This is a genomic window from Bradyrhizobium sp. WBOS07 (genome assembly GCF_024585165.1).
In the GTDB taxonomy this organism is placed as follows: Bacteria; Pseudomonadota; Alphaproteobacteria; order Rhizobiales; family Xanthobacteraceae; genus Bradyrhizobium; species Bradyrhizobium japonicum_B.
In genome coordinates this window covers 4,008,396-4,020,424 of the sequence record NZ_CP029008.1, presented here as the reverse complement: position 1 = coordinate 4,020,424, position 12,029 = coordinate 4,008,396, and the positions used below count along the sequence as shown (strand labels likewise).

Below are 12,029 nucleotides of genomic sequence, written 5' to 3'. Positions count from 1 at the left end.
CAGACTGCATCATCCAATTCGCGGGGCGAGGGAGGCCAGAGGGAAAGTTCGGCTCCCGGGAGAGCACGGCATAAGCCGTCCGACCATCGCGCAGGGAAGGCCGAGTGATCGGCACCACCTGTATGCTGCTGTGCGGTTCTTCTGCGTGTGCATTTTGCGCAGCAGACCGCGGGTGCGTTGTCAGCACCCGGCCTTCCCTGCGCCCTCCTGGATTTGAGGGCGGCGACGCAAACAAAGCTCGGGCGAATTGCGCCGCGAGGTCGACGAGGCGTGTCTATGAGTCGAGCTGCGTGTCACAAACTCGATCTCGTAGGGTGGGCAAAGCGCAGCGTGCCCACGCGTCTATCGTCGCATCGGACAGATCGTGGGCACGGCGCAAGTGCGCCTTTGCCCACCCTACGACACCGCCGCTGGGATGTGCACCGGAGCATTGCAATGACGCAGAGAGAATATGCGCCGCCCACCGCTCTCGTGCCCCGGACGCAGCGCAGCGCTTCCCCGGCGATGCGAAGCATCGTCCGGTGCGCTGCGCTGCAGAGCCGGGGCCCATGTCGCGGCATGGCGCCGTGTCGCCCTGGGTCCCGGCTCTGCGCCGCTACGCTTGCGCGCTGCGGCTTGTCCGGGACACGACGGTGCGGCAGAGGTGCACTCGCAATGACGTCGTTGGCAGACCGTGGGTTAGGCGGCGGGACGTCGTTCTAACCCGCCAGGATCCGCCGGCAGGCATCGACGAAGACCTCTGCGCCGGTGACGATATCGGCGTCGGCGGTGTTCTCGGTCCAGTGATGGCTGATGCCGCCGATCGATGGCACGAACAGCATGCCGGCGGGCATGACACTTGCCAGCATCTGCGCGTCATGGCCGGCGCCGCTGGGCATGCGAACGCATCGTCCACCGGCCATGGTCTTGCTGGCGGCTTCGATCGCATCCTGAAAGCCTGCGTTCATCATGGCGGGCGCGCCGGTGCGCAGCTTCTCGACGGTGACGGTGCACGGGCCGCGCGCGCTGGCATCATTCGCCATGGTCCGCAGCAGCTGCTCCAGCCTGGCGATCACGGCGGGATCGTCGTCGCGGATCTGGAACAGCATCTCGGCGCCGCCCGGAATGATGCTCGGCGCGCCCGGATCGAGCGTGATGCGCCCGGTGGTCCAGACCGTGCGCGGACCGCAGGCGGCCGGAAAACATTCGTCGATTGCGACGCAGAATTTGGCGAGCGCGAGCCCCGCATCCTTGCGCACCGCCATGCGCGTGGTGCCCGCGTGGTTTTGCTCGCCGACAAAGTTGATCTGGTACTGCCAGATGCCGACGATGGACGTCACAACGCCAATCGCGAGGCGGCTGCTTTCAAGCGTGTCGCCCTGCTCGATGTGAGCTTCCAGATACCCGACGTGCCGTCCCGGTTCGGCGGTGATGCGCGGGCGTCCCGCGAGGCCCATGTCGGCAAGCGCTTCGCGCATGGTGCGGCCGCTGGTGCGGTCGCGCGCGGCGTCGATGTCGGCCTCGGTGACCTGTCCGACATAGGAGCGCGAGCCGAGAAAATGGCCGAAATGCCCTTCCTCGTCGCACCAGGCGGCGACTTCCACCGCGCCATTGAAGGAAGGATCGGTGTTCAGTACGCGCGCAGCTTCCAGCGCGTAGACGACGCCGAGCGGCCCGTCGAGCCAGCCGGCGTAATTCTGGCTTTCCAGATGCGAGCCCGCCAGCAGCTTCGGCCCGGGCTTGGCGCTGGTGCCGAAGACATTGCCGATGCCGTCCACGGCGGCGGAGAGATTGGCCTCTGGCAGCTTCTGCACGAGCCATTCCAGCGAAAGCCTGTGCGGCTCGGAGAAGGTCGGCTTGTGGACGCCAGTCTTGTAGGCGCCAAAGGCGCGCAGCGCATGGAGATCGGCGAGCACGCGATGTCCGTCGGCGCGAGTGTCAGGCATGTTCGGCAACCCTGAGCGCTTCGGTGCGGATCTCCTCGACCAGCCGTTCCTTGAGCTGGACGAATTCCGGCGTGGTCTTGATCTTGTAGGAGCGCGGATGCGGCAGGTCCACATCGATTTCGGCCTTGATGCGGCCGGGGCGCGCGCTCATGACGATGACGCGGCTGCCGAGGAAGATCGCTTCCTCGATGTCGTGGGTCACGAACAGCACCGTTTTCTGGTCGCGTTCCCAGATCCCCAGCAGCATCTCCTGCATCAGGGCGCGGGTCTGGTTGTCGAGCGCGCCGAACGGCTCGTCGAGCAGCAGGATCTTGGGATCGTTGGCGAGCGCCCGCGCGATCGCCGTGCGCTGCTGCATGCCGCCGGAGAGCTGCTTCGGCCAATGATTCTCGAAGCCGGACAGCCCGACCTGGCGGATGAAGGCATCGGCGATCCCATGGCGCTCCGCTTCGGACACGCCGCGCTCGCGCAGGCCGAAGGCGATGTTCTCGCGCACGGTGAGCCAGGGAAACAGCGTGTAGGACTGGAACACCATGCCGCGATCGGCGCCCGGTCCGGTCACCTCGCGCCCGTCGAGCGTGACGCGTCCGCTGGTCGGGCGGTCGAGGCCGGCGACGATGCGCAGCAGGGTGGACTTGCCGCAGCCGGAGGGGCCGAGGATGGTGACGAAATCGTTGGTGCCGATGACGAGGTCGGTCGGCTCCAGCGCCCTGGTCGGCGCGTTGCCGTGACGCGCCGGGAAGGTGCGCGAGACCTGCTCGATCTTGAGGATCGTCATGCCAGCCTCCACGGAAACAGCCAGGCGTTGAAGGCCTTGAACAGGAAGTCCGAGAGCAGGCCGATCAGCCCGATCACGATGATGCCGAAGATGATCTGGCCGGTGTTGAGCAGGGCCTGGCTGTCGGTGATCATGTGGCCGATGCCGGAGGATGAGCCGATCAGCTCGGCAACGATGACATAGGTCCAGGCCCAGCCCAGCACCAGGCGCAGGATTTCCGCGATCTCGGGCGCGGAGGAGGGCAGCAGCACGCGGCGGATGATGCCGCGGTCGCTCGCTCCAAGCGTATAGGCGGCTTCGACCAGATCGCGCCGCGTCGCGCCGACGGTCACGGCGACCATCAGGATGACCTGGAATACCGAGCCGATGAAGATGACGAGCAGCTTCTGCAATTCGCCGATTCCGGCCCACAGGATCAGCAGCGGGATGAAGGCGGAGGCGGGCAAATAGCGGGCGAAGGAGACGAACGGCTCGAGGAACGCTTCGACCGGCTTGTAGGCGCCCATCAGCACGCCGAGCGGCACCGCGATGACCGCGGCGAGCGCAAAACCGCCGACGACGCGCCAGATCGTCATGCCGATGTCGTAGACGAAGCCTTGCTTGGCGAGGAGGTCATAGCCCTCCTGCACCATGGTGAGGGGATTGGCGAGGAAGGTCTTCGAGACATAGCCGCCGAGCGTCGCCCAGGACCACAGGGCGACGAACAGCACGAAGAACGCAAGGCCATAGGCCACGCGCTGCTTCGATGTAACAGGGTCCAGGGGACGCATCGACGATTTATCCGGGCGGTGAACGGCTTTGCCGGCCCCACCGCGAGACGGGGCCGGCAGATCCTGAGGCGACTTACTTGATGAAGCTGGCGTCGTAGAGGTCCTCGACCTTCGGCGCGGCCTTGATGATGCCGATCTCGAGCAGAAGCTCGGCGGCCTCCTTGTTGAAGGTGAGGAAGTCGCCGGCGAAGAACTTCTGGTTGGCGGCCTTGTCCTGCCAGCGCAGATATTTCGCCGAATTGCCGAACTGCTCGCCGGTCTGCTTCACGTCGGCGCCCATGATCTCATAGGACTTGGCCTGGTCCTTGGCGATCATGTCGAGCGCCTCGAAATAGCTGTCGGCGAGCGCCTTGGCGGCCTTGGGATTCTCGGTGAGGAATTTCGGCGTGCAGCCGAAAGTGTCCATGACCATCGGATAGTCCAGCGTGGTGGCGATGATCTTGCCCTTGTCGGGGGCGGCGCGCACCGTCGACAGATAGGGCTCATAGGTCATCGCGGCGTCGTTCTGGCCGGAGACGAAGGCCTGTGCGGCGGCGGCCGGCTCCAGGTTCACGACGGTGACGTCCTTCACCGACAGGCCGTTTTTCTTCAGCATCCAGGCCAGCGCGAAGTAGGGCGAAGTGCCGGGCGCGGAGGCGGCGACGGTCTTGCCCTTCAGGTCCTTGATCGCGGCGACGCCGTTGCGCACGGCCATGCCGTCGGCACCGTAGCTCTTGTCGAGCTGGAAGATCTGCTTGGTCGCAACACCGTTGGCGTTCCAGGAGATCCAGGTCTCGACAGTCGTCGCCGCACACTGGATGTCGCCGGAAGCGATGGCGAGATGCCGGTCCTTCTGCGGAATCTTCTTGATGGTGACGTCGAGGCCGTTCTTCTTGAAGATGCCGGCCTCCTTCGCCAGCGTCAGCGGCGCAAAGCCGGTCCATCCGGAGATGCCGACGCCGACCTTGACGTCGTCGGCGAGCACGGGAGTTGTGGCCGCAAGAGCAATGATTGTCGCAAATATCGTCGAACTACGCATGATTGTCGTCCTCTGCCGATCGGTGGATTGACGTCCTGTTGATCTTCATGTCGGCCCCTATGGGCCGTTGCTCTAAGCGTTGCACGATTTGTGCCGACATACCCTCTCAGCCTCCCTTGAATCGCGCGACAAGGCGGTGAGAGTCACCGGGATAGAGCAGGCGCACGGCGGTGATCGTGCGCGCGCTGCGCCAGGTGTAACGGTCGATCACGAGACAGGGCGCGCCGACGGCGATCGCAAGCGCGTTCGCCATATGATCGTCGGCAATGATGGCGCTGATCGTGTGCTCGGCCTCCGTCCACGGGACGTGGTGAAGCAGCCACGAGCCGGGCGGCTCGCGCGAGAAATCCGCGGCCGCGGCGTCAGGCACGGACGACAGGTCGATCAGCCGGTCCTCGACGGCGAACGGCACGTTGTCGGCGCTGTGCCGGCAGGTGACCGCGACCACCTTGCCGGCCTTCTTGACGCCGAGACGATCTCGGTCGGCAGCGGTGGCAGTGCGCAGCTTGCGCTGGATCAGCTCATAGCCGTAGGCGCGCCCCAGCGCGGTGATCTCGGCGCGGATGTCGGCGATCTTGAGCACCGCCGACATGTGCTGCGGCCGGCGCACGAATGAGCCGGCGCGCCGCCGCCGCTCGATCAGATCTGCCTGCGCGAGCTCCGACAACGCCTTGTTCACGGTCATGCGCGAGCAGCCGTAACGCGCCACCAGCTCATGCTCGAACGGAATGCGATGGCCGGGCGGCCATTCCCCGGTCAGGATCCGCTTTTCGATGTCGGCGCGGATCCGCTTGTAGAGCGTCGGCTTGTCGGCGGCATCGGTGACGAGGCTCATGCAACGAGCCTCCGCACCGCCGCGCTGAAGCGCTCGCGCGCCGCCTGACGCAGCCTGTGCCGGCCACGCTCGACAACCTTCTCGCCGCCGGAAAAGACGCAGTCGATCGCGCCGCTGCCGGCGGCAAAGATCCAGCCGTCGATCGCGGCATCGCCCTGGCGTCCCGCCAGCGAGGGATGTGCGGCGTCGAGCGTGACGATGTCGGCGCGCGCACCGGGCACGAGGCCGATCGTCGTCTGCGCCAGCGCCTGCGCGCCGCCCGCGAGCGCATGGTCGAACAGTGCGCGTCCGGTCGAGCGGCCGGCGCCGGCGGAAAGCACGTTGCGTTCGCGGTGCTTGAGCCGCTGGCCGTATTCGAGCTGACGCAATTCGTCGGCGACGCCAACCAGCACGTTGGAATCGGTGCCGATACCGAATGCGCCGCCAGCAGCAAGAAATTCGCGGGCGGGAAAGATGCCATCGCCAAGACTGGCTTCGGTGATCGGGCAGAGACCCGCGACCGCGGCGGTCGCCGCGAACGCGCTGACTTCGTCATTCGTCATGTGGGTCGCGTGAATGAGGCACCAGCGCCGGTCCAGCGGCGCGTGCTCCAGCAGCCATTGCACGGGACGCCGGCCCGACCAGGCCAGGCAATCCTCGACTTCCCTGACTTGCTCGGCGGCGTGGATATGCACCGGTCCGCCGTCAGCCAGCGGAATGATCGCGGTAAGCTCGTCCGGCGTCACCGCACGCAGGCTATGCGGCGCGATGCCGATGTTGGCGCCGGGCAACGTGCTGATCGCCTTGCGCGACGCAGTCATCAGCGCCGCGTACTGATCGACCGAGCAGACGAAGCGGCGCTGGCCGGCCTGCGGCGCGGCGCCGCCGAAGGAGCCGTGCGCATAGAAACTCGGCAGCAGCGTCAGCGCAATGCTCGATGCCTCGGCAGCCTCTGCGATCCGCGCGGCCATCTCGGCAATATCGGCATAGGGAGAGCCGTCGCGGTCGTGGTGCAGATAATGGAATTCGCCGACGCGGGTAAAACCCTGCTCCAGCATCTCGACATAAAGCAGCGTCGCAACTGAAACGACGTCGTCCGGCGTCATTGCGAGGGCGAAGCGGTACATCGTCTCGCGCCAGGTCCAGAACGTATCGGTGCTGTCGCCGCGCAGCTCGGCAAGGCCCGCCATGCCGCGCTGGAAGGCGTGGCTGTGCAGGCTCGCCAATCCCGGAAGCGCAATGGCGTGGCGCTCGTCGCCGGCGGCAGACGGCACGCCCGCGGTCACCGCCGCGATCGCGCCGGCGGTGACCACCACCTGCACGTCATTGGCCCAGCCCGAGGGCAGGAGCGCGGAGGCGAAATGCAGTCGGGTCATGATCGATTACACGCCGGCTGGACAGAACCACCTTACGATTATATGTCTAGACATATAAGTCAAGCATCCCACCCCAGGGGAAGTGGCATGGCAGAGCGCTTCGACCGGATCTGGCTCAATGCCCGTCTCGCCACGATGCGGGCCGACCGTCCTGATCTCGGCGAGATCGAGCATGGTGTCATCGCCGCGCGCAGCGGCCGTGTCGTCTACGCCGGTGCGGCGACGGACTTTCCCGCGGATGCGGATGCGAACGAGCGGATCGACTGCGAGGGGCGCTGGATCACGCCCGGCCTCGTCGATTGCCACACCCATCTCGTCTATGGCGGCAACCGCGCGCACGAGTTCGAGCTGCGCCTGAAAGGTGCGAGCTACGAGGAGATCGCGCGCGCCGGCGGCGGCATCGTCTCCACGGTGGCGGCGACGCGCAAGGCGAGCGAGGTCGATCTCGTCGCGAGCGCGCTGCCGCGGCTCGATGCGTTGATTGGCGAGGGCGCCACCACCGTCGAGATCAAATCCGGCTATGGCCTCGATACCGAGACCGAGATGCGGCAATTGGCGGCCGCGCGCAGCCTCGGTCGCCAGCGGCCGGTTGCGGTCCGCACGTCCTTTCTCGGCGCCCACGCGCTACCGCCGGAAGCCGATGGCGACAAGGATCGCTATATCGATCTCGTCTGCAAACAGATGCTGCCGGCCGTTGCGGAGGCGGGCCTCGCCGACGCTGTCGACGCCTTCATGGAGGGCATCGCGTTCTCGACCGCGCAGACGGCGCTTGTGTTCGAGACGGCGCGAGGGCTCGGGCTACCGGTCAAGCTCCACGCCGATCAGCTGTCGAACCTCGGCGGCGCGGCACTCGCTGCAAGATTCTCGGCGCTGTCGGCCGATCATTTGGAGCATACCGACGAAGCCGGCGCCGCCGCGATGGCGAAGGCCGGCACAGTGGCGGTGCTGCTGCCTGGCGCGTTCTACTTCATTCGCGAGACGCAGAAGCCGCCGGTCGAGGCCTTTCGCAGGCAGGGCGTTCCCATGGCGCTCGCGACCGATTGCAATCCCGGCAGCTCGCCGCTGACCTCGCTGCTGCTCACCATGAACATGGCCGCGACGCTGTTCCGGATGAATGTGGCCGAGTGCCTTGCCGGGATCACCCGCGAAGGCGCGCGTGCACTCGGCGTGCTCGATGAGACCGGCACGTTGGAAGCCGGCAAGTGGTGCGATCTCGCGATCTGGGACGTCGAACGGCCCGCCGAGCTCGTCTACCGCATCGGCTTCAATCCGCTGCATCGCCGGGTATGGAGGGGCCAGTGACGGAGCAGGGCGCAGCGATCGTCGTCACGCCGGGAACGGTCAGCCTCGCCGATCTCGCGGGCGTGCTTGCGGGTGCTCCTGTCGTGCTCGACCCGTCGTTCTGGCCGCGCGTGGAGGCAGCTGCCGAGATCGTCGCAAAGGCCGCGCAAGCCGCTGCGCCGGTCTACGGCATCAACACCGGGTTCGGGAAGCTCGCCTCGAAGCGCATTCCGCCCGAGCAGACCGCGCTGCTCCAGCGCAACCTGATCGTGTCGCATTGCTGCGGCGTCGGCCCCGCGACTCCGGAGCCGATCGTTCGCCTGATGATGGCACTGAAGATCGTCTCGCTCGGCCGTGGCGCCTCCGGTGTGCGCCGCGCGGTGATCGAGCAGCTGCAGGCCATGATGGCGCGGGGCGTCACTCCGCTGGTGCCGCAGCAGGGCTCGGTCGGCGCCTCCGGCGATCTCGCCCCGCTCGCGCATATGACGGCGGTGATGATTGGCGAGGGACAGGCCATCGTCGGCGGACAAGTCGTGCCGGGCGGCGAGGCGCTGGCATCCGCCGGCCTCGTGCCGCTGACGCTGGGCCCCAAGGAGGGCCTCGCGCTGATCAACGGCACGCAATTCTCGACCGCCTATGCCGTCTCCGGCGTCCTGCGCGCCTTCGGCCTGGCGCGCGCCGCGCTCGTCACCGGTGCATTGTCGGTCGATGCGGCGATGGCGTCGACGGCGCCGTTCCGTCCCGAGATTCAGGCGCTGCGCGGCCATGCCGGCCAGATCGCCGCCGCCGCCACGCTGACTGCACTGCTCGACGGCAGCGACATCCGCCTGTCGCATCTCGAAGGTGACGAGCGCGTGCAGGATCCCTATTGTCTGCGTTGCCAGCCGCAGGTCGCGGGCGCCGCGCTCGATCTGATCACGCAGGCCGCGCGCACGCTGATCGTCGAGGCTAACGCCGTCACCGACAATCCGCTGGTGCTGGTCGAGACCGGTGAGATCGTCTCCGGCGGCAACTTCCACGCCGAGCCGGTGGCATTCGCCGCAGATGCCATTGCGCTGGCGCTGTCGGAGATCGGCGCCATCAGCGAGCGGCGCATTGCGACGCTGGTCGATCCCACGCTCAATTTCGGCCTGCCGCCGTTCCTCACTCCTGATCCCGGCATCAATTCCGGCTTCATGATCGCCGAGGTGACGGCCGCCGCGCTCTATGCCGAGAACAAGCAACGCGCAGCTGCCTGCTCGATCGATTCGACGCCGACCAGCGCCAACCAAGAAGACCACGTCTCGATGGCGGCGCACGCGGCGCGGCGGCTGTCCGACATGGCCGACAATCTCGCCGCCATCCTCGGCATCGAGTTCTTGGTTGCCGCCCAAGGCATCACGCTGCGCGCGCCGCATGCGACCAGCAGGCCGCTGGCTGCCGTCATCGCCGCATTGCGCGAGCAGGTGCCGGCACTGGGTGCCGATCGCTACATGGCCGGTGATCTCGCCAAGGCCGCGGCGCTGGTCGAGGCCGATACTCTGCCCGCTGCCGCGCTCACAGCGCTTCCATCCGATCCGTTTCCGAGACTTGATGAGAGGTCCGCATGAACCGCCGACTGGACAATGACCGCACCATCCGCGCGCCCCGCGGCAGCGAGATCAGCGCCAAGAGCTGGCTGACGGAAGCTCCCTTGCGCATGCTGATGAACAATCTCGATCCTGACGTCGCGGAACGCCCGAGCGAGCTGGTCGTTTATGGCGGCATCGGTCGCGCCGCGCGCGACTGGGAGAGCTTCGACCGCATCGTTGCGGCCCTGCGCGAGCTCGAAGCCGACCAGACGCTGCTGGTCCAATCCGGCAAGCCGGTCGGCGTGTTCCGCACCCACACCGACGCGCCGCGGGTGCTGATCGCCAACTCCAACATCGTGCCGCACTGGGCGACGCTCGATCATTTCAACGAGCTCGATCGGAAGGGCCTGATGATGTACGGCCAGATGACCGCGGGCTCGTGGATCTATATCGGCAGCCAGGGCATCGTGCAGGGCACCTACGAGACCTTCGTCGAGGTCGGGCGGCGCCATTATGGCGGCAGCCTCGCCGGCAAATGGATCCTCACCGCCGGACTGGGCGGCATGGGCGGCGCGCAGCCGCTGGCCGCGACCATGGCTGGGGCCTCGATGCTCGCAGTCGAGTGCCAGCCGAGCCGCATCGAGATGCGCCTGCGCACCGGCTATCTCGATCGCCAGGCCGCGACGCTCGACGAAGCGCTGGCGATCATGGCGGATGCCGCGAAGACGAAGAAGGCAATCTCGGTCGGTCTGCTCGGCAATGCCGCGGAGATTTTCCCGGAGCTGGTGCGTCGCGGCGTCAAGCCCGACATCGTCACCGACCAGACCAGCGCGCATGATCCGATCAACGGGTACTTGCCGAAGGGTTGGACGCTCGCGCAGTGGGAAGCCAAGCGCGCGTCCGATCCGAAGGCGGTCGAGCGCGCCTCCAAGACCTCGATGGTCGAGCACGTCCAGGCCATGCTGGATTTCCACGCGCAGGGCATTCCGACGCTCGACTACGGCAACAACATCCGCCAGATGGCGCAGGACATGGGCCTGAAGAATGCCTTCGATTTCCCGGGCTTCGTGCCCGCCTATATCCGCCCTCTGTTCTGCCGCGGCGTCGGACCGTTCCGCTGGGCTGCGTTGTCGGGCGATCCCGAGGACATCTTCAAGACCGATGCCAAGGTCAAGGAGCTGATGCCGGATGACAAGCATCTGCACAATTGGCTCGACATGGCCAAGGAACGCATCAAGTTTCAGGGCCTGCCGGCGCGGATCTGCTGGGTCGGCCTCGGCGATCGTCACCGCCTCGGCCTCGCTTTCAACGAGATGGTGGCGCGCGGCGAGTTGAAAGCGCCGATCGTGATCGGGCGCGATCATCTCGACAGCGGTTCGGTCGCGAGCCCCAACCGCGAGACCGAGGCGATGAAGGACGGTTCGGATGCGGTGTCGGACTGGCCGCTGCTGAACGCGCTGCTCAATTGCGCCAGCGGTGCGACCTGGGTTTCGCTGCATCACGGCGGCGGCGTCGGCATCGGCTATTCGCAGCACGCCGGCATGGTGATCGTCGCCGACGGCACGCCCGAGGCTGCAAAGCGCATCGAACGCGTGCTCTGGAATGATCCCGCGAGCGGCGTCATGCGCCACGCCGACGCCGGTTACGACATCGCGATCGACTGCGCCCGCGACAAGGGCCTCGATCTGCCGAGCCTTGCGAAGTAGCTAATCGCTCGCCAACAATTTCGGCATCGTCGTCTTGGCGCCGTCCATGAAGGTCTGGACGGCGTCGCGGACGATGGCGTCGAGATCGGAGGGGATCGGCGTCTCGTAGATGAACTTGCGGATGGCGAGATAGAAGATGCGGCCGTGCAAGCCCCAAAACAGCTCGGTCTCGCGCTCACTCAATGAGTGAGCCTTCGCGTTGGGCAGCTTCAGGTCAAAGCGCAACTCGGCCGCCGCCGGCTCGATGATCTCGCGGCGGACGATGTCGAGATAGCGGCTGGTGATGCCGAACGATTTCATGCCGGAGAACACGAAGATCCGCACCCAGTTGTATTCGAACACCCGCTCGACATAGTCGAGATAGAAGCGCGTCAGCCGCGCTTCGAGCGAGATTGAACGGTCGCGGATCATCGGGCCCCAGTCTGGTGACCAGCGGCTGAGATAGACCTCCTGGTATACCCGCTCGATCAGCGCTTCCTTGCTGGGGAAGTGGCGATAGATCGCCGAATGCGTGATGCCCATGCGCTTGGCCAGCTCGCGCGTCTGCCCTTCGAAACCACGCTCGGCGAAGAAGCGAATGGCCTCCTCCACGATCGCGCGCTCGCGGTCGGCCGCGCGCATGTTGCGACGCTTTGGCGCAGACTTGCTGCCTGTCTCGGTCCGCTTGCGAACCGGTCGCTTCGCCGTTTTCTGCGCTTTTCGGGCCATTTCGTCGCTGAATCAACGTACCGCCGCCTTCATAACCCAAGCCGCCTTTGTGACCAAATGGTCATTTCCTGTTGACCGTCTCCGGGAGGCATGTCAGGATTTT

10 protein-coding genes are annotated in these 12,029 nt (G+C 66.4%); 3 read left to right on the top strand and 7 right to left on the bottom strand.

The annotated features are described in order from the left end of the window. Positions 1–698: 698 nt before the first annotated feature. The 6 genes from DCM79_RS19235 to DCM79_RS19210 all read right to left on the bottom strand — a co-directional run bounded on the left by DCM79_RS19235 (position 699) and on the right by DCM79_RS19210 (position 6,681). Complete coding sequence (locus DCM79_RS19235; protein WP_257175837.1) at positions 699–1,925, bottom strand: Zn-dependent hydrolase; 1,227 nt, start codon at positions 1,923–1,925, stop codon at positions 699–701. Continuing rightward, positions 1,918–2,703 (bottom strand): ABC transporter ATP-binding protein, encoded by a 786-nt coding sequence (locus DCM79_RS19230; RefSeq protein ID WP_257175836.1) that lies wholly within the window; start codon positions 2,701–2,703, stop codon positions 1,918–1,920. Before DCM79_RS19230 ends, DCM79_RS19235 begins: the two co-directional genes overlap by 8 nt. After that, positions 2,700–3,473 carry an ABC transporter permease gene (locus DCM79_RS19225; RefSeq protein WP_028137823.1) on the bottom strand — a complete coding sequence of 258 codons (774 nt, stop codon included), beginning with the start codon at positions 3,471–3,473 and terminating at the stop codon, positions 2,700–2,702. The genes DCM79_RS19230 and DCM79_RS19225 overlap by 4 nt, the downstream gene beginning before the upstream one ends. 73 nt (positions 3,474–3,546) lie before the next feature. Continuing rightward, positions 3,547–4,491: an ABC transporter substrate-binding protein gene (locus DCM79_RS19220; RefSeq protein ID WP_257175835.1), complete on the bottom strand. Its 945-nt coding sequence runs from the start codon at positions 4,489–4,491 to the stop codon at positions 3,547–3,549. 106 nt (positions 4,492–4,597) lie between these two features. Beyond that, the gene (gene hutC / locus DCM79_RS19215) at positions 4,598–5,326 is read right to left on the bottom strand and encodes a histidine utilization repressor (RefSeq protein ID WP_257175834.1); all 729 of its coding nucleotides are present in this window, start codon (positions 5,324–5,326) and stop codon (positions 4,598–4,600) included. Continuing rightward, entirely contained in the window at positions 5,323–6,681 is a 1,359-nt protein-coding gene (locus tag DCM79_RS19210; protein ID WP_257175833.1) for a formimidoylglutamate deiminase, read from the bottom strand. Before DCM79_RS19210 ends, hutC begins: the two co-directional genes overlap by 4 nt. A gap of 87 nt (positions 6,682–6,768) precedes the next feature. On the opposite strand from DCM79_RS19210, the gene hutI reads away from it, so the two are divergent. Genes hutI through hutU form a run of 3 tightly spaced genes read left to right on the top strand, consistent with a single transcriptional unit; the run spans position 6,769 to position 11,218 of the window. Next, a complete protein-coding gene (gene hutI, locus DCM79_RS19205) occupies positions 6,769–7,983 on the top strand; it encodes an imidazolonepropionase (RefSeq protein WP_257175832.1) in 1,215 nt (404 codons plus the stop codon). Then, the gene (gene hutH, locus DCM79_RS19200; RefSeq protein WP_257175831.1) at positions 7,980–9,551 is read left to right on the top strand and encodes a histidine ammonia-lyase; all 1,572 of its coding nucleotides are present in this window, start codon (positions 7,980–7,982) and stop codon (positions 9,549–9,551) included. Before hutI ends, hutH begins: the two co-directional genes overlap by 4 nt. Further along, positions 9,548–11,218, top strand: a complete 1,671-nt coding sequence (hutU, locus tag DCM79_RS19195) for a urocanate hydratase (protein ID WP_257175830.1) — start codon at positions 9,548–9,550, stop codon at positions 11,216–11,218. Before hutH ends, hutU begins: the two co-directional genes overlap by 4 nt. On the opposite strand, the gene DCM79_RS19190 is transcribed toward hutU, so the two are convergent. Further along, positions 11,219–11,839: a TetR/AcrR family transcriptional regulator gene (locus DCM79_RS19190; RefSeq protein ID WP_257175829.1), complete on the bottom strand. Its 621-nt coding sequence runs from the start codon at positions 11,837–11,839 to the stop codon at positions 11,219–11,221. Positions 11,840–12,029 lie beyond the last annotated feature (190 nt).